General features: G+C 45.5%; 22 protein-coding genes. 1 reads left to right on the top strand and 21 read right to left on the bottom strand.

What is annotated here, in order from left to right:
• Window positions 1-265: 265 nt before the first annotated feature.
• Window positions 266-1486, top strand: a complete 1221-nt coding sequence (gene arcA / locus GZN30_RS00435; RefSeq protein WP_075649423.1) for an arginine deiminase — start codon at window positions 266-268, stop codon at window positions 1484-1486.
• 225 nt (window positions 1487-1711) lie between these two features.
• Here the strand turns inward: arcA and tldD are convergent, their stop codons facing one another.
• The 21 genes from tldD to GZN30_RS00330 all read right to left on the bottom strand — a co-directional run bounded on the left by tldD (window position 1712) and on the right by GZN30_RS00330 (window position 25897).
• Window positions 1712-3157 (bottom strand): metalloprotease TldD, encoded by a 1446-nt coding sequence (tldD, locus tag GZN30_RS00430; protein ID WP_075649424.1) that lies wholly within the window; start codon window positions 3155-3157, stop codon window positions 1712-1714.
• A gap of 9 nt (window positions 3158-3166) precedes the next feature.
• Window positions 3167-3985 carry a carbon-nitrogen hydrolase family protein gene (locus tag GZN30_RS00425; RefSeq protein WP_075649425.1) on the bottom strand — a complete coding sequence of 273 codons (819 nt, stop codon included), beginning with the start codon at window positions 3983-3985 and terminating at the stop codon, window positions 3167-3169.
• A gap of 13 nt (window positions 3986-3998) precedes the next feature.
• The gene (locus GZN30_RS00420) at window positions 3999-7874 is read right to left on the bottom strand and encodes a YhdP family protein (protein WP_075649426.1); all 3876 of its coding nucleotides are present in this window, start codon (window positions 7872-7874) and stop codon (window positions 3999-4001) included.
• Window positions 7875-7883: 9 nt separating this feature from the next.
• Window positions 7884-9353 (bottom strand): ribonuclease G, encoded by a 1470-nt coding sequence (rng, locus tag GZN30_RS00415; protein ID WP_075649427.1) that lies wholly within the window; start codon window positions 9351-9353, stop codon window positions 7884-7886.
• 20 nt (window positions 9354-9373) lie between these two features.
• A complete protein-coding gene (locus GZN30_RS00410) occupies window positions 9374-9934 on the bottom strand; it encodes a Maf family protein (RefSeq protein ID WP_075649428.1) in 561 nt (186 codons plus the stop codon).
• Between the two features lie 2 nt (window positions 9935-9936).
• On the bottom strand, window positions 9937-10425 hold the full coding sequence (mreD, locus tag GZN30_RS00405; protein WP_075649429.1) for a rod shape-determining protein MreD: 489 nt from the start codon (window positions 10423-10425) through the stop codon (window positions 9937-9939).
• Window positions 10415-11302 (bottom strand): rod shape-determining protein MreC, encoded by an 888-nt coding sequence (mreC, locus tag GZN30_RS00400; protein WP_075649430.1) that lies wholly within the window; start codon window positions 11300-11302, stop codon window positions 10415-10417. The genes mreD and mreC overlap by 11 nt, the downstream gene beginning before the upstream one ends.
• A gap of 59 nt (window positions 11303-11361) precedes the next feature.
• A complete protein-coding gene (locus GZN30_RS00395) occupies window positions 11362-12405 on the bottom strand; it encodes a rod shape-determining protein (protein ID WP_075649431.1) in 1044 nt (347 codons plus the stop codon).
• Window positions 12406-12557: 152 nt separating this feature from the next.
• Complete coding sequence (locus tag GZN30_RS00390; RefSeq protein WP_139312240.1) at window positions 12558-15104, bottom strand: DUF6701 domain-containing protein; 2547 nt, start codon at window positions 15102-15104, stop codon at window positions 12558-12560.
• 452 nt (window positions 15105-15556) lie between these two features.
• Complete coding sequence (locus tag GZN30_RS00385) at window positions 15557-15997, bottom strand: MSHA biogenesis protein MshP (protein WP_075649433.1); 441 nt, start codon at window positions 15995-15997, stop codon at window positions 15557-15559.
• Window positions 15987-16739: a prepilin-type N-terminal cleavage/methylation domain-containing protein gene (locus tag GZN30_RS00380; protein WP_075649434.1), complete on the bottom strand. Its 753-nt coding sequence runs from the start codon at window positions 16737-16739 to the stop codon at window positions 15987-15989. The genes GZN30_RS00385 and GZN30_RS00380 overlap by 11 nt, the downstream gene beginning before the upstream one ends.
• Window positions 16739-17275, bottom strand: a complete 537-nt coding sequence (locus GZN30_RS00375; RefSeq protein ID WP_075649435.1) for a type IV pilus modification PilV family protein — start codon at window positions 17273-17275, stop codon at window positions 16739-16741. Before GZN30_RS00375 ends, GZN30_RS00380 begins: the two co-directional genes overlap by 1 nt.
• Window positions 17275-17727 (bottom strand): prepilin-type N-terminal cleavage/methylation domain-containing protein, encoded by a 453-nt coding sequence (locus GZN30_RS00370; RefSeq protein WP_075649436.1) that lies wholly within the window; start codon window positions 17725-17727, stop codon window positions 17275-17277. Before GZN30_RS00370 ends, GZN30_RS00375 begins: the two co-directional genes overlap by 1 nt.
• A gap of 119 nt (window positions 17728-17846) precedes the next feature.
• Window positions 17847-19178: an IS4 family transposase gene (locus GZN30_RS00365; RefSeq protein ID WP_075649976.1), complete on the bottom strand. Its 1332-nt coding sequence runs from the start codon at window positions 19176-19178 to the stop codon at window positions 17847-17849.
• Window positions 19179-19303: 125 nt separating this feature from the next.
• Window positions 19304-19786 (bottom strand): type II secretion system protein, encoded by a 483-nt coding sequence (locus GZN30_RS00360; protein WP_075650840.1) that lies wholly within the window; start codon window positions 19784-19786, stop codon window positions 19304-19306.
• Window positions 19787-19825: 39 nt separating this feature from the next.
• A complete protein-coding gene (locus GZN30_RS00355) occupies window positions 19826-20401 on the bottom strand; it encodes a type II secretion system protein (RefSeq protein WP_075650843.1) in 576 nt (191 codons plus the stop codon).
• Between the two features lie 77 nt (window positions 20402-20478).
• The gene (locus tag GZN30_RS00350; protein ID WP_075650845.1) at window positions 20479-20961 is read right to left on the bottom strand and encodes a hypothetical protein; all 483 of its coding nucleotides are present in this window, start codon (window positions 20959-20961) and stop codon (window positions 20479-20481) included.
• A complete protein-coding gene (locus GZN30_RS00345; protein WP_075650847.1) occupies window positions 20942-22162 on the bottom strand; it encodes a type II secretion system F family protein in 1221 nt (406 codons plus the stop codon). Before GZN30_RS00345 ends, GZN30_RS00350 begins: the two co-directional genes overlap by 20 nt.
• 8 nt (window positions 22163-22170) lie before the next feature.
• Window positions 22171-23895, bottom strand: coding sequence for a GspE/PulE family protein (locus GZN30_RS00340; RefSeq protein ID WP_075650849.1), 1725 nt, complete (start codon window positions 23893-23895; stop codon window positions 22171-22173).
• Window positions 23885-25054 carry an MSHA biogenesis protein MshN gene (locus GZN30_RS00335; protein ID WP_075650851.1) on the bottom strand — a complete coding sequence of 390 codons (1170 nt, stop codon included), beginning with the start codon at window positions 25052-25054 and terminating at the stop codon, window positions 23885-23887. The genes GZN30_RS00340 and GZN30_RS00335 overlap by 11 nt, the downstream gene beginning before the upstream one ends.
• Window positions 25055-25057: 3 nt before the next feature.
• Window positions 25058-25897: an ExeA family protein gene (locus GZN30_RS00330; protein WP_075650853.1), complete on the bottom strand. Its 840-nt coding sequence runs from the start codon at window positions 25895-25897 to the stop codon at window positions 25058-25060.
• Window positions 25898-25901 lie beyond the last annotated feature (4 nt).

Raw genomic sequence — 25901 nt, 5'->3', positions numbered from 1 at the left:
CAGCTGCTTTAACTGAATTGATGCATAGCTATATCTCATTGAGTGCCGAACGATGCAGTATCAATCAACTCAGCTTACGAATAGAAACTCGCGAATGTGAAATGTTACAAAAAGCGCCATAAAGTTATATTCGCCAAAATAGCCCATTTTGCAGATAAAAAATTTACAAAGACACCAGTAGGCAGAAGTTAAATTTACAAAACAAGCTTGCATCTTTTAATTAACATTGTCATAAATGTAGTAGAACTTAATGTAAGGATACAAAATGAGTAAGTTGTATGTAGGCTCAGAAGTTGGTCAGTTGAAGCGAGTGTTGCTCCACCGCCCAGAGCGTGCGCTCACCCACCTCACACCATCAAACTGTCACGAACTCTTGTTTGATGATGTACTTGCAGTGGATGCAGCGGGTGAAGAGCATGATATTTTTGCCAATACCCTCAGAGGACAAGACGTCGAAGTTTTGCTCCTTCACGATTTATTAGTCGAAACGTTAGATGTACCAGAAGCGCGCGAATGGCTGCTCAACACCCAAATCTCTGATTTTCGTTACGGTCCCATGTTTGCCCGTGATTTCCGTCATTACTTATCAGAAATGGACAACGAGCATTTAGCTTGTGTATTGCTTGGTGGCTTAGCCTATTCTGAGTTACCGTTTAAGTCGGCTTCAATTTTGCCCAAGCTTAATCGCGCACTCGATTTTGCCATTGAACCGCTACCTAACCACCTATTTACCCGTGATACTTCATGCTGGGTCTATGGTGGCGTCTCGCTCAATCCAATGATGATGCCTGCTCGCCAACGCGAAACCAACCATCTCCGTGCCATCTATCATTGGCATCCAACGTTTGCCGGACAAGATTTTATTAAATATTTTGGTAACGAAGACCTTCACTATGATAACGCCACCATAGAAGGTGGTGATGTGCTAGTGATTGGTAAAGGCGCGGTGTTGATCGGCATGTCTGAACGTACGACTTCACAAGGAATTGAAAACTTAGCCGCTTCGCTATTTAAACATGGTCAAGCCTCGCAAGTCATCGTCACTGAACTGCCAAAAAACCGTGCCTGCATGCACTTAGATACAGTGATGACTCATATGGATATCGATACCTTCTCGCTCTATCCAGAAATTGTTCGTAAGGACATGAACACCTGGTGTCTCACGCCGAAAAATGATCACCAAATGCATATCGAACAAACCAATAACCTGGTGGGTTCAATTGAAAAAGCGCTCGGTTTAGATGCACTAAAAATTATCACTACGGGTGGCGATAGCTATGAAGCAGAACGAGAACAGTGGAATGACGCCAACAATGTCCTCACTGTGAAACCAGGCGTGGTAATTGGCTATGAACGCAATGTCTACACTAATGAGAAGTATGACAAAGCCGGAATCACCGTCTTACCGATTCCAGGTAACGAGCTTGGTCGCGGTCGCGGTGGCGCACGTTGTATGAGTTGCCCAATCGAGCGTGAGGGGATCTAAATAACGGAACGCAACGCTCACGGATACGGGAACGCACAGCATCTGCTGTGCTGCGGGAAAAATAGATAATGAGTTATTTTTACTTTCCTTAAAAACACCAAGGCTGACGTCATAGCGTCAGCCTTGTTTATTAATCAGAGCGAGATCGTTAAGACGCTCGCCTCCCAAATCTCGCAGCGAAGCGCTCCGTTATCCGTAGCGTAAGCGTTCTAAGTATCTATTACGCTACTCCGTACCACCCACTGTGATTGAGTCTAGTTTTAGTGTTGGTTGACCAACACCAACAGGCACGCTTTGACCCGCTTTACCACAAACGCCAACGCCGCGGTCAATGCTAAGATCATTACCGACCATCGAAACTTGCTGCATCGCTTCAATGCCTGAGCCAATCAGCGTGGCACCTTTCACAGGGCGAGTGATCTTACCGTCTTCAATTAAATAAGCTTCTGAGGTTGAGAACACAAACTTACCCGATGTGATATCTACCTGACCACCGCCAAAGTTTGGTGCATAGAGACCTTTTTTCACCGTAGAGATGATCTCTTCTGGCGTGTGCTCACCCGGCAACATGTAAGTGTTGGTCATGCGTGGCATTGGTAGGTGCGCGTACGACTCACGACGACCATTACCCGTTGGTGCAACACCCATTAGACGCGCATTCAATTTGTCTTGCATGTAGCCTTTTAGCACGCCGTTTTCAATCAGCGTGTTGTATTGACCCGCAACACCCTCATCATCAACGTTTAGCGAGCCGCGCAAGTCAGTCAAGGTACCATCATCAACGATGGTGCAGTGTTTCGAAGTTACTTGCTCGCCAATACGACCGCTAAATACTGAAGACTCTTTACGGTTAAAATCACCTTCTAACCCATGACCTACCGCTTCGTGTAGAAGAACACCCGGCCAACCAGAGCCTAGTACCACAGGCATGGTACCCGCAGGCGCGGCATCAGCGTCTAAGTTCACTAGCGCCATACGAATCGCTTCATCGGCAAATTGATACGCAACTTGCTGACCTTGTTGCGACGTTAGGAAGTAATCGTAAGTATAACGACCACCGCCACCGGCACTACCACGCTCACGGCGATCACCGCGTTGCGCTAGAACCGTAATTGAAAGGCGTACCAGTGGGCGAACATCGCCAGCGTAGGTGCCATCCGTCGCCGCAACCAGCATTTGCTCATGCACGCCACTTAGGCTAATTGAAACTTCTTGAATCAGAGGCTCTTTAGTACGAATGTACGCATCCAGCTCTTTCAATAGTGCGGTTTTCTGCTGTTTTTCCCACGTTTCTAGTGGGTTAACCGCTGCGTAATACGCTTGATTATCAAAACGTTTGAATGCTTGGACCTTGCCATTTTGACCTTGCTGCGCGATACCACGTGCGGCAATAGCACTCTGCTTAAGCCCTTCAAGCTGAATCTGATCTGAGTAAGCAAAACCCGTCTTTTCACCCGTAATTGCACGTACACCAAGGCCACAATCGATGTTAAATGAGCCATCTTTAATGATGCTATCTTCTAAAACCAGTGATTCATGCCAACTGGATTGGAAATAGATATCAGCGTAGTCAATCTGACGAGTCGCGATGCTTTCCAGCGTGCTCGCGATATCCTGCTCAGTTAAACCAGCAGGTTTTAGTAGGGCTTCTTCTACGTGATTAATTGTCATATTTTGCTCTTAAATTTTAATTCGATTATCAAAGCGGTTGTGCTGCATTACTGGCATGGTCGCTCTGATCTCTGTCACTGCTTGTAAATCTATCTCGACCAATAGATTACCCGCAGCGTCATCCAAACTGGCGAAGACTTCTCCCCATGGTGAAACCACCATAGAATGACCCCAAGTTTGTCGTCCACCTTGATGAACACCGGTCTGATTTACCGCGACAATCCAAGATTGGGTCTCGATGGCTCTCGCGGTTAATAATGGCTGCCAATGAGCCTGCCCTGTCACTGCGGTAAACGCAGCCGGCACCACAATAACATTCGCGCCTTGTCGAGCTAATTCACTGTATAGCTGCGGAAAACGTACATCATAGCAAATCGTTAGACCTAAGTGCGCGAAAGGCGTCTCTAATGACACAATCTCTTTGCCAGCGGTGAAAGTTTCAGACTCTCTATAACGTTGATGACTATCGGCGACATCGACATCAAACATATGCAGCTTGTCATAATCAGCAACCAACTCACCACTGCAGTTATAGACTAGCAGCGTTGTGGTCACCCCAACCTCACGTCTTATCGGCATACTCCCAACCAGCAACCACACTTGGTAGCGCTTTGCCATCTGCGCCAACTGGGTTTGCATTTCACCATCACCAATCGGCTCAGCATAATGGTGGTAGTCGGCACGAGATCCAAATACCACCGAGTTTTCTGGGGTAATAACCCAAGTCGCACCTTGCTCAGCAAGCGCTGCGACTTGTTGTTCAATATAAGCCAGATTAGCTTGAGGGTTTGGACCTGAAGTCATCTGAATCAAACCAACTCTATCCATGAGTCGCTCTCCTTTATTCGACAGCGTCTAGCAATTTCTTAGGTAATTTGAACTCGCCTTTGCTACGCGAAACTTCTGTTACGATTGGCGAATCCAGCGGTCCTTTCACTTCGTAGTCAACTTGAGTAAAGACTTCGACAACCGGTGAAATCACCGTGGTAATTGCTAATACGTATAACGCCGTCTGTGGTGCCACGGCAAAAGCACTTAATACCGGAATACCTGAGGTAATATCAGGTACAAAGTTAACAGCTGCATCGACGGTGCGGTTATTGAGGTTTGCCAACCCTTTGATGTTCATCTCACCAGCGACCGCATCCATACGGATGTCATTGGTCAAGAAGATGCCATTTTTTATCTCACCGCTACCCGTAATCGAGTTAAATGCCATCCCTTTATCAAAGACATCACTGAAATCGAGCTGCATCTTGCGGATGATCGAGTCCAAACTGAACAAGCCAAGTAATCTTGCCGCACCACTCACATCTGAAATCATGCCCTTGCCCAGCTTCGAATCAACACTGCCAGATAAGCTGCTGACACGCATGCCCCAAGGTGCGCCATCCCATTTAAGTGTGGCACGAATATCAAATGGTGCTTTCTGAATACCGGATGTCACGCCAAAGCGCTCCATCACTTCACTGTTGTTATCCCCTGAAATAGCGAGATTCATCTCAGTCTGGCTTTTATCACCATCAAGTAACCAACTGCCATCAACCTTAACTTGGCTACTGCCACTCTTAAGTGACAAATCTCGCCATTGCAAACTATTTCCCTGGCGCTGCAAGTCAAGATGCGCTTGCCCTAACTTATAACCCTGCACCCATAAATCATCGATAGCTAAGGTAATATTAGGCAATTGTTGATGAAGTTTGCGGTCAAATTCGGACACCAATGGTTGATTGGGGTCTTCAGCTTCAAACAAACTGCGTCGCTGAACCTCTTGCTGTTCAACCTCTGGGAAAAACAGGTGCAGATGATCCAATTTCACTGATAAATCATACGGTGCGATATAGTTCGCTTCACCTTGCGCTTGTTGACTATCTAAACTCATATGCCAACCCAAGTTTTTGCGCTTGGCATCGAAGTTAACGTCATTCCATTCCATGCTTGCCAGTTGCAGTTCATCTACATCAATGCTGAAACGCTCTGGCGTCGGAATGGTTGGTGTATTCAAATCTGCTAATGCCGACACTTGTGTCGTTTGAGGATGAGTCAGCGCACTGAGCCATGCATCTAAGTCAAACTGCTTAGCTCGGATCTGCAAATCATGACCCACTATCGGGCTTATTTTGAAACTCCCTTTACCCAACACTAAATTTGTAGCGGTTAGCACTGGCGTTTGAGGGCGAATATCAATTTCAGTTTGATATTTAAAGTCTGGAAGCTGTAAACGAGCGGTGACCGTCTCTTGGTTTCCGGAAGCTTGCAACTTAGCTTTGCCTTTCTGCCCGACTTTCCACTCTAGCGGATAAGGGTAAGTACTCGCTAACATCTGCATATCAGCGCTGGCATCAATCTGATAAGTAAAACCAACATCGTTCAATTGAATTTCAACATTGGTTTGCCAAGGCACATGCCCCGAGACAGGCTTAAGCCACTGCTCGCCCACATAAGGAGCTAATGGTTTGACTGACCAATCACCGACGACATCAACGCCAATGTTGTAGCCAGATTTCGAACTTTCACCATTAAAATCAATCGAAACGGGTTGCTTGAGTAGATTGGCAGACAAACCCGCCGCTTTAACCACATCATTATCAAACTCAATCCGACCAGAAACGTTATCCAACTCCATTGGCGGCGCATCAATGGTGACATCATTGCCTTTCAGTTCAGCGTAACCCCAAGCTCGGGTATCAAAATTATCGAATGGCACTTTCAGTTTAAAGTCAGAGGTGACTCTGCCATCAACTTGCACCGCAGTTAGCGCGGCACCAACTGAATCAACCAACGGAGAAGCCATCATATAATCGCGAACTTTATCGCCATCGCCCGAAACCGAAGCTTCAATTTCGATATGACCGTTTTCAGCAAGCTCAGGGATACGCCCTGTGATACGGCTTGCTTTAACGCCACGCAGTGTCGCACTATGTGAATCCAAATACATGGCGTCATTTTGAAATAACAGATTAAGTTGTAAGTCAGTAATCGAAGGCCAAGTCGTATCAAAACTAAAGGTAGCGTCTTTTAAACCCACCCAAGCTTGGAACATGCCCTGATTATTCTGATACGGGAAATCACCTAACTCGCCATACCACAACAACTTAGCCGTATCGACTTTACCGCCTTGTATCGCAGTCGAAAGGTAATCCGTGAGATCCTGACCTAATGCCAAGGTTGGCAAGTAACGCCAAGTTTCACTGGCATTAAACAAGTCAGCTTCTGCGTAAAAAGAGAGAAATGGACTTTTTCCACGTGGGAAATCTAAGCGAAACGCGCCCAGCACTTGCAAATCTGGTGTTGCTGCAGTGACTTTATCCGCCCATAAACGCCACCCTTGCTCGCCCAAGTTTTGCCAAACAATGTCGACTTCCGCTTGTTTAACCCGCAACGGTGCTTGGAATACGTCACCATAAGGTAAGACATCATCAATCAATGACGCTTGAATACGCGCTTGATGATAGTTACCACTAACTTTGGCATCGAGATGATGAACCCCTGGCAGTAACTCCCATTGCTCAATCTTACCTTTAACCAAATTCGCCGAGTACTTTATCGATTCCAGTTCGCTGCCCATTTGCACTCGGATATCTTCCAAGCGCCCGCCAAGCGCGAAAGTATGGAGTAGCTGACTCATTTGATCCGACTCAGGCGCGAGTTTCACTAACGGAGAAATAGCCTGTAGATCTAGTTGGGAAGCATTGAGTTGCCATTGTTGTGGCTGCCAGTTAAAGGCAATATCTAACTCTGGCCACTGGTAATCATCGGTGCGCAAGTTAAGTGAGTGAGCATTTACTTGCCAACCTTTGTCATTTGGCTCTAAAACAAATACCCCAGACTCAAACATCAGTTCATGGCGTCCGCCTTCCTGCCAAATCAACTCGGAAGGTAGCACTTCAACGTAAGCGTTAACGGGCTTACTGTGGGTTAAAGTTAGCCAAGCATTGAGGCTGACCTCGCCTTTCTCTATCCCAGTCTCATCTTGCAAATATTCGGTTAACCAAGGCGTAACTAATACATTCTCTGCCGATAGATAAAATTCACCGGACACATCCACCAGCGAGCCGTGATCGACAAAATTCGCTTTCACATCCAACGAGTTAATCTTGGCATCCGGAATGGTAATTTCACCTTCTGCAAGGTGATGACGACCTTGGTTATTCCATTTTAATTGGGCAATCTCTAAACGACGCTCTGCGCCATCAATCGCCATAAATTGGACGGTTGAGTCTTTAAGAGAAAAGTGATCAAGTTGACGAAGCAGCAGTTTATCAAGTTGCTCGACCACACTACGCTGCTCGCCTTGCGGAGCGAGCTTGGCGGTTTTATCACTTTGCTTGATCCACTGAATCGAGCGAATATCGACATTGAGCCCGTGGACACTTAAATCTGCCACGACCGGTTCAAGTTGGACAAGTGACTGAAAAAGGTCAAATTCCACTTCAACGGTTTGCGCAGCAAAACCGATACCACTTCCTTTTGGCGTATTAGCCCGCACATCCACGAGCGAGATTGAGGGATGAGTATTTCGCCAAAAACCACTGATATCACCAATTTCAAACTCCAAACCGGTTCCTTGATTAACCCAAGTTTGGATCTCTTTTTGAAAGTGATTCAGTTGTGGTAAAGCAATACGAAGCGTTGTGACAGCAATGGCAAGTAACACCATTACTGTCAAAAACACCCATAATAAACTTTGTGCGATACGATTAAATGTCGAGCTCACGCGTGCCTGCTACATCATGACAACATCGAAATGCTCTTGGATATAGAGCGGTTCTGATTGGATTTTCACTTGTTTACCAATAAAGACTTCTAGCTCTGCCAATGCATGTGACTCATCACCTTGCAAGGTATCAGCCACAGCTGGCGAAGCGTAGACAACAAAGTTATCTGCATCATAAGCACGGTTTACACGGGTAATCTCGCGCAAAATTTCAAAACAAACCGTCTCGACCGTCTTAACACGTCCACGACCTTCACAGGTTGGGCAAGTCGAACACAGTACGTGCTCAATACTCTCTCTGGTACGCTTACGTGTCATTTCAACCAGACCCAGGCTAGTAAAACCGTTGATATTGGTTTTAACGCGATCTTTATCTAAGGCATTTTCCAATGAAGTCACCACACGCTTGCGATGCTCTTCTGATAGCATATCGATAAAATCGATAATAATAATGCCGCCTAAATTGCGCAGACGCAGTTGGCGAGCAATTGCCTGAGTTGCCTCAATATTGGTATTGAAAATGGTTTCTTCTAAGTTACGACGTCCAACAAAAGCACCAGTGTTGATATCAATCGTCGTCATCGCTTCTGTCTGGTCGATAATCAAATAACCACCAGACTTCAGCTCAACTTTACGATCCAACGAACGCTGAATTTCATTCTCAGTGTCGTACATGTCGAAAATTGGCTTATCACCTTCATACAGCTCTAATTTCTCTGTCAATTCAGGCACATACTCAGAAGTAAACTCTTTCAGGTTTTCAAATTCTAAGCGAGAGTCGACTAAGATCTTGGTGAGCTCGGTACCTACAAAATCACGTAAGATACGCTGAGACAGCCCCAACTCTCCGTATAACGTAGAGCGTGTCTTGTACTTTGAACGGCGCTCATTCACTTTTGACCAGAGACGTTTTAAGAACGCCGCATCTTGTGAAAGCTCTTGTTCATCAGCTCCTTCCGCAGCAGTACGAATAATAAAACCGCCATCTTCATCGCAGTAATGAGCCACCACTTTTTTCAAACGGTCACGCTCTTTCTCGCTTTCAATACGCTGAGACACACCAACGTGGCTTGCCCCCGGCATAAAGACTAAATAGCGTGAAGGTAACGTGATGTCGGTCGTTAAGCGCGCACCTTTCGTGCCCAGCGGATCTTTTACCACCTGCACGACAATGTCTTGCCCTTGACGCACTAACTCAGAAATATCGCGAACTTGGAATTGCTGCTTTTCATTTTCTGCCACACACTCAGTGTGTGGGACAATATCTGAAGCATGAAGAAATGCCGCTTTGTCTAAACCAATGTCAACAAACGCCGCTTGCATTCCCGGTAAGACACGGCTGACTTTACCTTTGTAAATATTCCCTACAATGCCACGTTTCGCTTCACGCTCAACATGAACTTCTTGTAAGACACCTTCTTCGATCATCGCCACGCGCGTTTCGCTCGGGGTCACATTGATCAACAACTCTGCACTCATGAGCGCACCTCAAATTTGAATTATAAAAATTTGTGCAAGAGCTGGTCAGTTTCATATAGCGGTAAGCCAACGACAGCGTAATAACTGCCCTCGATTCGGGTGACAAAGCGCCCACCAAGTCCTTGGATCGCATAACTGCCAGCTTTATCGCATGGTTCGCCTGATTGCCAGTATTGTTCGATTTCTTGCTCTGACAAAGGTTTAAACCATACGTCGGTAGTCACAACTACCGTTTCTCGTTTTTGTTTGTTCGCAACCGTCACGGCGGTCATCACTTGATGAGCTCGTCCAGACAATTGCGTTAGCATCTGTTTCGCGTCTAGGTAGTCGCTTGGCTTCTCTAATACATTTTGTTCGCAGACCACGATGGTATCAGAGCCAATCACAATTGAGTCTGGCGACAATGCTACGCCTGCTAAGGCTTTGTCTTGCGACAAACGCGACACGTATTCAAATGGGCTTTCACCACGTTGACGCATCTCTTCAACATCGGTACGAATAACCGCGAACTGATAGCCCAATTGCTCAAGAAGCTCTTTGCGTCTTGGCGAGCCTGATGCCAACAGTATAGATGGCTGCATAATTACCTCACATGCCAATGACGTCTAACTCGTCGCATTAGCAAGAACATCCATGGCCACAGAATACAGTTAATCAAGCCTGCCCAAAGTGACGTCGGGTTAAAAGTAATGTCTTGAATTAAGTACTCACCAAAGAAAATCAGCACTTCCAATGCAATGGAAAGTAAGCCAATCACAATCGCTTGCTGCCACAGCGCCATATTACGTAATACGAGGAAATTCAAAGCCACGATATAGATTAAAATCGACATCATCATGCCACGAATACCCAGCGTCGAACCTAATAAAAGATCCCACAATAACCCCAATACTAGTGCAGTACCAACGTTTACGCGATTTGGTAGGGCTAACACCCAATAACAAGTCACCAATAATAGCCAAGAGGGGCGCAGTACATCGAGCACACCAGGCCATGGAATGGTCTGTAACGTTAAGGCAATAAGGAATGAAGTCAGAATGACCATCTTGCCTTTCATAATGCTATTGCCCATCCGTCGTTACCTCTACCATATTACTCGGCTCTGCTGACTGCACTTTTTCTTGGCGTGAATCACTTGGCCAAATCAATAGTAGGTAGCGCAGGCGTTCAAAATCTACCACAGGATCCGCTTCAATGATGGCAAATTCACGATGGCTATCACGCTCGACTTTATCGATATAAGCCACTGGGTACCCTTCAGGGTAAACACCGCCAAGACCAGAGGTCACTAAAAGGTCGCCTTCCTGAATATCAGTACTGATCGGGATGTGATCAAGATGGATCTTATCCACCTTGCTATTACCAGAGGCAATAACACGAATATCATTTCGAATAACTTGAACTGGAATCGCGCTGTTAGAGTCAGTCAGTAACAACACGCGGCTATTATGTGCCGAGACGAAAGTTACCTGACCTACGATGCCTTTCTCGTTCGCCACAGGTTGACCAACGTATACACCGTCTATGTGTCCCTTATCAATTACCACTTGATGACGATAAGGAGAGGAATCGACCGCCATGACTTCTGCCACGACTTTACGTTCATCACGAACAAATGATGAGCCGAGCAGTTTACGCAGGCGTTGGTTCTCTTCTCGATATTGATCAAGAAGGAGTAAATCATTTTTTAGACGCAGCACTTCTCGCTTGAGCACACGGTTACTTTCCATTGCCCCTTGACTGGTGTTGAATCGCTCATACACACCGTCAAACATCTCTCTTGGTACGTCAGCCAGATATTGAATTGGCGCAACCACACTATTCAATAAGTAGCGCACCTGAGCAAAAGCACCTAAACGACTATCAGCCAGCATAAGGCTGGCTGATAAAATCACGGCGAAAAATAGGCGTAATTGAAGTGAAGGTCCTCGGCCAAAAATAGGCTTCATTGAATATGAGTTCCTTGTTTCTATATTGTTTGCCCAGCGATTAAGCTGGGCAACAGCGATTACTCTTCGCTAAATAGATCGCCACCATGCATGTCGATCATTTCTAGTGCTTTACCACCACCACGAGCCACACAAGTTAGTGGATCTTCAGCGATAACAACTGGAATACCCGTCTCTTCAGTAAGTAGACGGTCTAGATCTTTCAGTAGTGCACCACCACCTGTTAGAACCATACCATTCTCAGAAATGTCTGAAGCTAGCTCTGGTGGACACTGCTCAAGAGCAACCATCACTGCTGATACGATACCCGTTAGCGGCTCTTGCAACGCTTCAAGGATTTCGTTTGAGTTCAGGCTAAAGCTGCGTGGCACACCTTCCGCTAGGTTACGACCACGAACTTCGATCTCTTGAACTTCATCGCCAGGGTAAGCAGAACCGATCTCATGTTTGATCTTTTCTGCTGTTGCTTCACCGATCAAGCTGCCGTAGTTACGACGTACGTAGTTGATGATCGCTTCATCAAAACGGTCACCACCGATACGCACAGATGATGAGTAAACCACACCATTTAGCGAGATAACGGCAACTTCAGTAGTACCACCACCGATATCGACCACCATTGAGCCAGTTGGTTCTGATACACGCAGACCAGCACCGATCGCTGCCGCCATCGGTTCATCAATTAGGTACACTTCACGAGCACCAGCACCCAGTGCTGATTCACGAATGGCACGACGCTCTACTTGTGTTGAACCACATGGTACACACACTAGCACGCGTGGGCTTGGCTTTAGCACACTGTTGTCATGCACTTGTTTGATGAAGTGCTGTAACATTTTTTCAGTTACGTAGAAATCAGCGATAACGCCATCTTTCATTGGACGGATCGCAGAGATGTTGCCTGGTGTACGACCAAGCATCTGCTTAGCAGCATGACCGACAGCGGCGACACTTTTACCCGCACGGTTACGATCTTGTCGAATTGCGACTACTGATGGTTCGTCAAGGACAATGCCTTGACCTTTGACATAAATAAGGGTGTTGGCTGTACCTAAATCGATTGATAGGTCATTCGAAAAGATGCCACGAAGTTTTTTGAACATATTCTTCGTTCGTCCTGAAAGAATTAGAAGATAAAAAATTGGTCTAAATGTACCAATGCCTCGCCATCACAGCAAGGCATTGTCTAAGAAAGATGGAGTGAAACACGCAATTTCTAACAGTTTCCTTACGTAAGCCCCCATTTGACCAAAATTTATTGTCCGGTAAGACCAGATTCACTGCGGAAAATGATCCTATCGTTACCGCGATAGATCCCGAAAGTGACAACTGTTGAAGGATCCTCATCCCCCTTTCCATGCCAATTATATTGCAGCCACGGCTGATCAAGCCCTGAACTACCACAACTGACTCCGACTTCATCCACTTGAGGTGAGACATGGGTCAAATCATCGATATCATCAAGACGTAACCAAAACTGAACTTGCTCACGTAACTGGCTGTCACTGGTATCCGCCGTCGCGACCAACTTATCCGATACGCCAAGCTCAACATTAGTCAATCCTGACGGTTCAGAGAGTTTTGAATCGGAGGCAATCGGTGCTTGGGGCCAAATGGTTTTCTTACATTGATAATCACTCGCAGCAGCAAACTTAGCCGCACTGTCGTCAACATTAGTGACAAAGTCGCTACCATCCCAATACTCCACTTTGAGTGGCACCTTAAGTGCAATACCCGAGGTGCCGCCTAAGCTGCTCAATACCATTCTTCCATAACGTAACTTAGGTTGATTGATGAACTGTTGGTAATCTTGAGAGGTATGAGAATCGAAAAAGACCGGATCGACACCTGTCACTTGCAAACCATAATCAGTGTTGTCTAACCCAGATCCGGTGTTAAATGGCCCATTTTCCTTGGTAATAATACTCGAACCAGTATTGCCCTGTTCAAATCGCATGACTCGAGCAGTAAGATCTTCTAGCTCCCAATAGGAATACCCCGAACTACCCAACGAGTCCTCGCGCCATTCGCCTAAAGCCAAGTCGAGATGAAGTGGGTTGTTGTCTTTGGCGCTACTGTCATCCCATAGCGCGAAGCTTGCCTGAAGACCTGGGGTAAAATGATGGTAGTTTTTGACCTGTGTATCACCCAACGCAAAAGCAGCAACTTTCACTTGAGCGCTCTCAAATGGCTGGCTTAAATAGGTGAAATCACCTTGATTGACTGGAGCTATCCACTCTGATTGACTAATCGCAAAATGATGCGGATAGAAACGTCCGACATCGGTACGCCCCTCATCAATCGTCATTCCTAGATATTGCCCAGAGGCAGACGCTTTCAGTTCAAGTTGTCCAACCTCAGTCCAACTCAAGTCGTTAAAACGATAGACACCACTTACTTGTGCTTGCTGTTGGTCATACTTAACCGACACCGTCCCTTTAAGTACGCCGTCAGCTAACGCAGGAGCAAGGACATTGTGTTTAAGCTGCACATCTATGTCATCGTCACCACCAAGAAAGAAATTGCTCGTTACATTATTGCTATTGCAGTAGTCAGGCTGGGTGGTAATTGGAGCCGATGAGCTCTCTAGCCAGCGAATGGGTAACACATTGACTGAGAATGGCTCACCTGCTGCGACAAAGCGAGCAGAGTTAACATCGCTAATATTGCCATTTGGTAAGAGCTCTTGATCTAGAGACTGACACAAAGCAAAAGTCCAAGGACGCGCTTTAAATTTTAGCTCGCCGACAACGTCCACCTCATCTTTGGAGCCAGATAGTTCGGAAGGGCAATCTTTAACGTTATCACCAAAATCACTGCACTTTACCGTATCTTTTAGCGTAGCGGTGAACTCCCCAGCATCATCAAAACGCAATGGTGCAACAGCTTCGCCATCTTTAAACGCAGCGGAAAATGTCAGTTTGTTTTTATTGTCGCTCCAGTTGCCTGGAGAAAACTTAGCATTGACTAGATGAGATAAATTGAGTGATTGCTGGTAATTACCAAAAATCGGCTTATTGCTGTTATCACAAGCAAGTGCATGAATTTTTACGCTATCAGGCTTACCTGCAATTAGCTCTTTCTCTGCGCCGCCATTGATATCGAACACCACTGGCGCATAAACCACGTCGCTATCGTCAAAAACACTATCTTCAGCGCCAACAAGATGGGCTTTTACCGCGATTGGTCCATAGTTATTGTTTGCTTTGTCTTTAATATTGAATACAAAACGACTACGAGTCGCGTCAAAAGTATCTAGTTCAAACGTCAGGGCACCATTTTGAGTTGAGTATAATGAGACTTTACTATCACCAATGTCAGTGATTGGTCGGTTGTCTTTATCATAGACATAGACGTAAACCTTATTCTCTGCCGCACACTGCAGATACATATTAGTTGGCTTGATTTCAATCTTGGCTATCTCTGGGGTAGGTACTAGGCATTTGGCGGAAATCGCATTAAAGATATTACGTCCCCCAGCTATCGATACGCTGTTAGATGTCACTCCACCATTAAACACATGATCATACCCTTGAATATCAAACCCACTGCGGTTACTTGATCCCGGGTGTATATAGATATGAGCATTAATTTTATTTTTTACATACTCTTTTTTGCCAAATAAATAACTCTCTCCGACCGTAAATCCCGCGATGTCTCCATGCCCAACAAATAGCAGTGATTTAGGGTTAAGTTGATTAATCTCAATATTGTTACCAGCAAGTTCTATCACTTCATAGTGAATCTGAGTATCTGACCCGAGCTCTATTTTTGATTGCTCTAGCATAGATAACATGTTCATTTGATACTCACCAGCGAGTCGCAGTGTTGCTTTCGCCTCAACTGTAATCGATTGATAAATTCCTCTCGGTAGTGAGCAAATATCACCAGAAACGCAAGTAAAATTATCTTTGCTATTTTTTAGTTTAGGGAGTTTAGCTGGTATATTTTCATACGCATGGGCAGTTGTTACACACATAGCGCCAGTAGAACTCTGATCGTAATAACATCCAGGCGCATTATTGTATGGTTCGAAAAATGACAATATATCGCTTGATTTCAAAAACATTTTATTGGTGCTAGCAATAATTAATGCACCATAAGGCTTACCAGAATTATCATAATTATTTGTTTGAGCAACACCAGGAATCAACAAACAAGGTTCAATGGGTTTTATCGGCTTCTTAGCATAAACGGTACTCTGAAAAGACAGATTACAAAGAACTATTCCAAGCAGCATTATCAGTTTGTTTCTCATTCTGCCTCCCTCACCCAAATTTCTTCCGTTCGCTCAACCAGACTCTTTCCTGAGCCGCAGCTCACTTGAGCGCGCAATTTGAAGTAATTCATCTCATCCAAAGTACCAACTGGAGAACAACTTAGTTCCTCTAGCGTACAATTAATCTGTGAGTCCAAAAATACCCCTGTGGCATCAACAAAATCAGGGAAGGTTATCCCATCGCACTGCTCTGCGACCTTGGATTCAGTAGAAGTTAGAGGATAAAAACGGGTCAGTACTTGTTCATTTACCGACTGAGCCAACAGCCAAGCTTGAGTCCCCAGTACATCTTTGCTGTGCGCATCATGATTCGACCACTCGAACCGTGATAACTGGGTCGCGAGAAAGCCCATCACAACCAGGACAAACACCACCACGATTAATAAACTGCCTTGTTGCTGAACTCTATGGGACATTAAGCACCTGCACATCTTGCTGGAAGCGAGTTGACTCGCCACGTTGTGAGAAGGTCAGATCTAGGTGAACCACGCCAGTATATTGAACGCTGGCAGGCGTATAAGAGATCGCGCCGCTTACTGAGGCATCAGAAATATCGGTTAATGGCAAAGCATCACCAGACAACCCGATCGTTCGTGTGATGCGCCCGCCTGCAATACAGTAAGAAATACGTCGCGCATCCGCAGTAATATAGTGACGATTGACCACTGAACCACCGAGTAGATCCTCCGCGACATCGGGAATGGTAAAGGTCGCCCCCGAAATCGTCGCGCCGGATATTTTAGCGACGTCGGTCAATGCGAAGCTGTTATCGAGATCCGTCAAGTTTTCACTCGGCGCGAGCAATTGGGTTGGATTAATCACCAAGCGTTGATCTTTTAACGTATCAACGTCAGCCGCCGAGTTGCCAATGATGAAATTAATATCGCTACCAGATACAGCATAAAAGCCCGAGTCAATAATTGGGTAAAACGACAAGCAGTCGCCATCAGCAACAAAAATATTTGGCACAGCATGGCGAGCCTCACGTGTTATTTTTTCGAGTGCGAAGCGCGCCTGGGTTTGCATCGCTTGTCGATCGGCACTTTGTGCATAACCTTTGGTTCCGAGCTCAATAAAACCCGCGATACCTAAGATCAATATGGCGCTAATCACTATGGTGATCACCATTTCTAATAGAGTAAAACCACGAACACGCATTAGTAGTTCCCTCGGTAAGCAATCAGTTTTATCGGTGTTTGGCTCCCTGCCGAGACAACAACTGAAAGTTGTTTTAACGTGGGCTCTGCTGGCGCTGACGGTGAGTAAGCCACATTGATATCAAGCTTAAAGTTGTGGTAACCACTCTCTTCCCCCTGAGAAATCAGCGCATACAAGTCACCACAACTGGCAGAGCCGTTCGGTACCCAGCAACCAGAAAAATCATCAACATCATTAAAATTTTGTGGTGATTCGCCTTCATCCCCCAAATCAGCAGTTAGCGTGCAAGAATTAGACGAACCATCTAAGGTCGAGCAACGCACTGCACCCAAATCATCACTATGATGATCAAATTTACTTGCGAGCATTTTAGTCATGATACTTTGCCCTAATGCTGCGGCTCGAGTTTGGTAATGTGGATCGGCAGAACGCGAAAGTTGCGGAAATAAAAAACTGCTGAGACTCAACATCGCCACTGCCATGATCACCATCGCAATCACACTTTCAATCAGGGTAAAGCCACGCGTTTTAACCATTAGTGACACCCCGACTTAGAGATCAGTCCATTGGTACAGATCCAGACTGACGCTTGGCTGCTTGCTGCTAATATTTTTATTTCGACATCCGACAAGCCAATGGCATTGCCCAGTAGATCAAATCGAATCTCACTCACGCTAGTCGAAAACGTAACATCATCGACCGAGACCCAATCACTGCGACCTTGTTGATCAGCACAGCCAAGTATTGAACCAAAACAGTTGGCATTAATTGATAAAATAAATTCATCCCTGATAGTAGTCGTATTGGATTGCATGCGATTGAGTTGCACTTGACGCGCAACAGAGATAATCGAGTCTTGGATAACAGGCGCCGAGAAACTGCCGACACCAATGTATCGACTTGTGGCATAAAGAGAAACTATGGTCAGCAAGATGATCACGATGATCAACTCAACTAAGGTAAAAGCCCATTGCTTGCGAATATTCATCCTACTCTTCGTCAGCTCTAGGTAAGTCTTTGCAGTATATCGTTTCTTATGACGATAAAGTTAAATGATTGATAATTTTGAGACGGGTATAAAAAAGGCCAGCAAGGCTGTAATGCCAGTCAGTTAAGCTGACTGGCATTTTTTCTATTTGTCGCATATTTCTTGGGTTTCAGTTTCACCCAACGAGGATAACTTCTATCTTCTCTTCGGGGGGGTAGGATAAACATGGATATTTGCTGTAGTAGCACTTCATAGTGTTTAGGGAGTTTCCCTGGACTCGTTAAAGGTAAAGCTGCAAAGTATTGAGTCACAGCCATGGCACTACTCGTAAAGCTTAATTGGTTCGGCCAAACGCTATCTAACTTGCTCGCCGCTTTTGTCATAACCTGCCTTATAAGGTTATAGGCTAGCAAAATCCCCCAGAGCTCCTGTCTAACCATATCTGGGCGCTTACTTCGCAATGTATACTCACTATCAAGCAAGGTTTGCTTCATTTCTCTATAGCCTAATTCGATTTCCCAACGATAGCGATAGAGCTCTACAATGTCTTCTCCGGGAAAGCGCAACCCATCACGCATTGAGGTAAGAACCTGATACTCCTTACCTTTAATGGCTTTCGATACCAACCTTGCTTCTATTATCTCAGGCAGGTCACTGAACTTCTTCCTTGCCTGAGGTGATGTTTTTATAGCAACGATAGCATCACTCTGACTGTATTTATGGACAACTTCATACTGAAAGTCTTTTCTCACAGGGAGCATCCAATGCCTTTCTTGACCTACTTTGTTCCAGCGATTAAGCAGCCCTAAAGAGTAATATCCTTTGTCAAAAATGGTCAGTGATTGATCTGGCGTTTGTTCAATAAGCTCTTCTGCGAGCCGCATTTCGCTGGTGCGATAGTCAGAGAATGCACTATCGATTAGCTGATGACTTGTAAGCTCCATCAAGCAAACCATGCGGACCTTAGGGTAAATATTCTCAGATGATTGATTGCGCTGCGCTTTAAACTCTTGATGATTTTCGGGTGTATCTGTCGTTCTCCAAACGACACCATCGACAGATAGAAGGTTTAGTCCACACCAAGTTTCGAAGTTAGACGACTGATAGCTATGCGCAGCCATCTTCTTAAAGACTTGCTTTACACCTTCTTCGCCTAATCTCTGTCTCGCTTGAACAACTGCACTTGGTGCAACAAAACGTTGTTTGTCTGGCAAGACAATATCGAGTTGGTTAGCAATATCCCAAACAGATTGTTGACGAAAGAGACTCATTCCAACAACGGACCAAAGTACGGCTTCTAAAGGTAACCGTCTTCTTCTAACGGTTGCTACACCAGCTTGCTCAAAACCTTGCTGGATAAGCTCTGGACTAAGAATGTCAGAGTATTTATCAAAGTGGTGGAAGGTATTACATGACCGAAAAGTATTGGCAAGTTGGCTTTCTAAAGACATAAAAAAATCCGATATTAGTTTCCTAATATCGGATTTTGAAGCCTTTTGAGGATCGGTCAAATGATCTCACAAATTTCTTAACTGATCGGCATTACAGCAAGGCTGACCTTTTTTGTTTTGACTATTTACTTACAATCACCTGTGATTGAAGTTTTAGCTGCAGACGCTGCGGTGCTACCGGTCGCTTCTGTGTATGTTACATAACAATCCGATGCTACAATTTTCGCGTAATCGGCATTATCCATTTTAAAGGTAATAACCATTGCAGAAGCACCTGAAGGTGCACGAGACCAATCTGAATCTAAACCAACTACCGCTTTGACAAGACCGGCATCTGTTGCTGTTGGGTAACCATAATTGGTAGCAATACCTTCTACTTCAGGAGCCGGTGTGTCACCCTTCTGTTTATTTTCAACACCATCAACTGCCGCTTTACCAAACGTAATACCAGCCGCACCATCGATAGCACCTTTTAAACCTTGGATAGAAGCAACACGCGCATCATCTTGAAGGTTTAGGAAACGTGGCGCTGCCGTCACTGCAAGAATACCTAGAATAACAATTACCACCACTAGTTCGATTAGGGTGAAACCGCCTTGTCTTTTCATAGTAAAATCTCTCAATTTTGTTAGTTATTTTTCGCAGTATTACTGCAAGGTTACGGTCACACGACCAGTTGCAACTTCATACTCAAACTTATGTCTAGTCGACCCTTCGAGTTGTGTATAAACACAAGTGTGGATACTAGGCAAAGCTTGAGCTGAATAATGTATGCTAGAGTTATCTTTAGCATTATCAACAGTATCAACCTTTGGAGGATTTTGAAGCAAGTTCTCCATCAAGTTTATACATGCAGAATCTGTTAACTGAATCGAAGAATTACCAACTTCAGTAAATAGATCGATTGGATAACCATCACGAAAGCCGCTCGGTGTACCATCAGGATTGACTGAGCGAGTTAGCCAAAATTCGGTACCGTCATAATTGACCACGTTATAGGTGACACCATCAATGGTTTTGCTCGGGCGAGCCTCAGCTTCCCATTGAGCACGAGCTGAAATCACGCCATTGCCAAAGCCGCTTGCTACGCCTTCGATACTGGCTTCTTTCGCCCCATCAACGACTTCTAAAAAACGAGGTAATGCCGTCACCGCTAACAAACCTATCACCACAATAACAATGACAAGCTCAAGCAATGAGAAACCAGTTTGTTCTCTGTTCATGATGCTAAAGTTAAACCTTTTGTACTATTAATTATACGCTTATTAAACAAATTTACTATGGATATGCGTCAAAATTTTTATTCCGCCGTAAAAATGACGTTAACTACAAACTTGTCATCAATTAAACTCACTTCTAAGCGGTCTTTCGCAGAAAAAGAGTAATCACACTGATAATTCGATGCTTTTGAATTGTCATTTATTTTGTCTGGCAAACTTCCTAAAACGCGCTGTTCTTCGTAAAACAGTTTCCACCAGTAATTACAGTCAACTTTGCTCGCTTGATTAAGCGGCAGTGCCCAGCCTTTCGCTGAGAACTGAATAAACTTTTGGTTTACTTGTAGCTGTTCCGGTTGACCCGCAAGTAACCACTGCTGCTGATAATAATTGGCTCGTTCCAGTATGCGTTTACTGGCAACCGATAAAGCGGTGCTTTCTGTTTGAGCCATCAGCTTATGCCAAGAGAACAGCAACACGCCACAAAGCAGGATAATCATCATCAGCCAAACCGCGAAGCGCTTCTCTAATACCAAATCAGCGATGCTAGCCCTTAATCCCGTCATACATACTCCACATCGGCAAGAAAATACCCAGAGCTAAGATCAACACCATACCCGCCACAACAATCAGCAAGAACGGCTCAATACGAGCGGTTAAGGTTTTCAAGTCGTAATCGACTTCACGATCGTAAAAGTCAGCAACTTCAACTAAAAGCTCATCAATACGACCGGTCTCTTCGCCAACAGAGATCATCTGAATCACTAGCGGCGTAAAAACACCACTGGCAATGGCGGTATTAGAAATCGAGCTACCTGCCTCGATCGCCGATTTCATTTCTAACAAGCGATTTTCTAGAAAACGGTTATCCAAAGCTTCGGCAGAAAGTGATAACGACTGATTTAATGGCACGCCCGCTTTAAGCATCAAAGAAAAGGTGCGCGAGAAGCGCGCCAACTGAGCTCGATTAACCACGCTGCCAAACACGGGCATACGTAAGCGGAATCGATCCCATTTTTCTCGACCGCTGTCGGTTTTCGTCCACGAACGAAAAGCAAATAACAAGGCAAAAATTGCCCCCAGCATCGCCGCCCAATAATTGACAAAAAAGTCTGAAGTGGCGATCAAGATCCGCGTTGGCAAAGGCAAGTCGACACCAAAGCGTTCAAACATTGAGGTAAATTGCGGGATCACTTTGACGTTAAGAATAAACATCGCCAAGGTGATAAAAATAATCACAAATACAGGATAACGCATTGCGGTTTTAATTCGCTTACGCGTCTCTAGCTCTTGTTCATAGTATTGCGCCAGTTGTAATAGCGCATCGTCTAGGCGACCGGTGTTCTCCCCCACACTCAGCATTGAAACAAACAACGGGCTGAATATTTTCGGGTGCAGCTGCATCGCTGACGACAAGTTACGCCCGTTGGTGAGCTCGTTCGTCACCTCTTCAAGCGCTTCTTTTAGCTGCTTGTTGGTGCAATTTTGTGTTAGTCCGCGCATAGCGCGCAGCAAGGGTACGCCAGCTTTGGTCAAGCTATACATCTGACGACAAAATATTACCATCACCTCAAGAGGGACTGATGGCGTAAACAACGCCGATAAATCAAAAGAGGCGGCGCCGCCTTTTTTACCCGCTTTGATCTCAGTTGGAATCACACCTTTGGCGATCAATGCTTCTGTCGCTAACTCAAGGGTGGCAGCCTCAACTTGCCCCGAGACTTTGCTGCCATCTAAATTGCGTCCTTGATAGTTGAAAACTGACATACCAATTCCTACAAGTAAATCGCTTGAACGCTACCTGATGAGTCGCCTTCACCGAGATTCATCACTTCTTCAAAGCTCACGATACCTTGCAATGCCAATTCCATAGCAGAAGCAAGCAATGGCTTATAATTAGGGGCGTTTCTTGCCACTTGCGCAAAACCCACCGCATCATTCGCTCGTAATGCATCCATCATGGTCTGCTCTAACTCAAGCATTTCAAATACACCAATACGACCACGATAACCGGTTAAGTTACAGTTCTGACAACCGCGCCCACGGACAAAACTGGCTTCAACCTGATTTGGGAAGCGCTGGGTTAACCACTGGCGATGACTCTCTTCAAGATGGTGTTCCGTTTTACAATCTGGGCAAACTTTACGTACCAAGCGCTGAGCAACGACAGCTCGTACCGCACTTGCGACCAAATAGCCCGGAGCGCCCATATCCATCATGCGTAAAGCACTATCTACGGCATCGTTGGTATGCAAGGTACTTAGCACCAAGTGACCCGTTAATGCGGCTCGCAGACCGATCTCTACCGTCTCTTGGTCACGCATCTCACCGACTAGGATAATGTCCGGGTCTTGGCGAAGGAAAGTACGTAAGATGGTCGAGAAATCGAGATTGATCTTGGAGTTAACTTGAACTTGGTTCACTCGTGGCAGACGGTACTCCACCGGATCTTCCGCAGTAATGATCTTCTTACTTGGCTCGTTAAGTTCACTCAGCGCACCATACAAGGTGGTCGTTTTACCCGAACCAGTCGGTCCGGTAACCAAAATCATACCGTGTGGACGACGCAACTGTTTACGCAGACGGCTTAGCAGCTCTGGAGGTAAGCCTGACTCTTCCAACTTTCTGACGCCAGAAGATTGGTTGAGTAGACGCATTACTACTGATTCGCCATATTGCACTGGCATGGTCGACATACGAATATCGACAGATTGACCTTTGGCTTTGATATTAAAGCGACCATCTTGAGGCAAACGCTTTTCAGAAATATCTAAGTTAGCCATCAGTTTAAGGCGCAGAACTAACGCTGATGCAATGTTGATTTCATTCAGTAATGTTTCATGCAGAACACCATCAATACGTTGACGTAAGCGCAGTACATTAGCATCGGGTTCAATATGGATATCCGACGCACCGACTTGAATTGCATCTTCAAACAGTGAGTTGATCAGCTTAACAACCGTCACTTCATCGCTGTCATCATCTTCAATATTGAAATCAAACGCTTCGTTAACTTGATGTTCCGCTTGTAACTGCTCAGCAAACGAGGCGATCTCTTTGGTACGACGATAGTAACGATCGAACCCTTCAACCAATTGTTTTTCTGGAGCAATCACAAACTCAATCGAGTATTGCGGCAACTGAGATAACAACGCTTCTTGAGCAAACAGATCCGCAGGATCACTCATCGCTACGCGTAAAGAGTCTTGGTTGCGACCAATCACCAACGCACGCAAACGGCGAGCATGAACTTCCGGCAGAAGTTGTACCGCATCAATATCAATATTCATGCGGCTTAGATCAATCAGTGGTACATCCAACTGCTGAGAGAGGAAGGTCAGCATTTGCTTCTCGGTTAAGAAACCGAGATCGATCAGCGTTGCTCCCAGCTTGCGCCCAGAACCCTGCTGCTCTGCCAGTGCCAACTCCACTTGTTGCTCAGTGATAATGCCTTCTTCGACTAACAAGTCACCGAGGCGTTTTCTTAATCTAATTTGCATCTGGCTGCTCCTGTAATCGATTCAGCAAAGCCAAACGATCACGAATAAACTGTTGCGATTGGCTCGAGATGCCGACTTTATCGATCGCTTGTTGGTAAGAGAGTTTCGCTTGAGGTAACTCAAAAGCGCGCTCTTGCTGAATAGCTAAGCCAAGCCACCAGCGTCCATTGTCAGGCTCTAACTCCACCAGCTTCTGATAGCTTTCTATCGCCAGTGGATCTTGCGCGCTTTTCTGCGCTAACGCAGCACGTAACGAAAGGTATTCACTGCTTGGATTACGCGGCAAGTATGTAAGTGGCGTTAACGCCGCACTGGTTTGCTTCTCTTTAAGCAGTAATTTTGCCAACGCAAGACGTAGATTTTGATCATCATTATCGATTGAGATGCCTTTTTGCAGCAACTCGACTGACTTGCGCACTTCCGCTTTACCGTAATAAAGTGCAGCCAATGTTTGACGAACCTTACTGTCGCGTGGCGTGTAGCGCAGCGCATCTTGATAATGACTAATCGCACCAGCAAGATCGTTGGCATCAAGCGACTTTTTCGCACGAATTTGCGCTTTTTCCGCCAACTGCGTTGGCGTTAATTCGACTTGCTCAACTACCACGCTCCCTTCCGCAGCGTTTGACTGCGGCGAGTTTTCGGCAACGTTTTCAGTAACGCTTGAGGTTTGAACAGGTTGAGCGCTGGCAACTAACATCGGAGCCGGTCTCACATCCTGTTCTTGCCGCTTAGGCAGTGGCGCTGTAATAACTTGGTTTTTGGTAACTGTTTGCTGGGTAACCAGAGGTTTGACACTTTCCGTTGCCTGCGCTGCTTTAGAGACAACTTGTTCAGTCGAGCTTTGGATAACCACTGGCGCATCATAAATTGGCTGACTTGCTTGAACAATTTTGCTGGTTGGCGAAATCACTGTAGGCTCAAGTGGTGTTTCAGATTGAGACTGACTAACTGATACTTGAGTAATCGATTGTCTCTCCACTTGAGGCTGCTGAGAAACCGCCCAACCGCCCACGGCTAAACTCAAACTAAATCCACCGATCAGCCAAGGTAGCGCGTTGCTGCGCTTAACGACGGGTACTTGCGCTTTCTCGATCTCAACTTTTGATACAGTCTGCGACTTTGATAATTCAGACAGCGCGTTATTAATCGCACTCATGTGTTAACTCCAACCCCATAGCACTGGGCTTTTATATTTAGGTTTGCAAGCATCAAACGTGTCATGCATGGCTGCGTATAAATGATGATTAGCAATTTTAGCCAGTTGCTGACTGCTGGCTAAAACTAAACTCTTATGACAAATTTGGTTGATCAGCCTCGGAACGCCTTGGCTCGCACGCCAAATGGCTTTCTTTTGGGCCAGAGTAAATATCTCGCTATCAGCTCCCGCTTTCGTGGTTCGATTACCGATATATGCCACGGTTTCATGCAACGAAAGCGCTCGCAATTGGGCATTAAAAGTGATGCGCTGACGAAACTGACGCAAATGATGTTGCTGAAGACGTTCATCTAATTCTGGCTGCCCAAACAGCACGATTTGCATCAGCTTACGTTGTTCTGTTTCTAAGTTGCCAAACAGACGCAAGACCTCTAAAGCTTCATCACTGAGAGCTTGAGCTTCATCGACCAAAACCACAACTTGCTTACCTTGCTTAGTCAGCTCAATCAATCTTTGCTGAATCTGATCAACAATCTTGCTATTGCTTGCGACATCGAGACCAAGTTCAGTTGCCACAGATTGCCTTAACTCAACTCCGGACAAAGCAGGATTAGGTAAATAGACCAATTGAACGTGAGATTCAAAGTGGTTCACCAACATCCGGCATACCATGGTTTTACCTGTACCAACCTCACCCGTCACTTTGATCACCCCTTCTCCCATCGAAAGTGCAGAATTGACCATTTGTATCGCTTCGTAGTGAGGCTCTAACCCCAAAAACAGTTCAGTATTTGGCGTGAGATGGAATGGCAATTGGTTAAAGCCAAAATGCTCTAAATACATAGCG

The sequence above is a fragment of the Vibrio ponticus genome, assembly GCF_009938225.1.
GTDB lineage: Bacteria > Pseudomonadota > Gammaproteobacteria > Enterobacterales > Vibrionaceae > Vibrio > Vibrio ponticus.
This window is presented reverse-complemented; position numbering and strand designations above follow the sequence as displayed.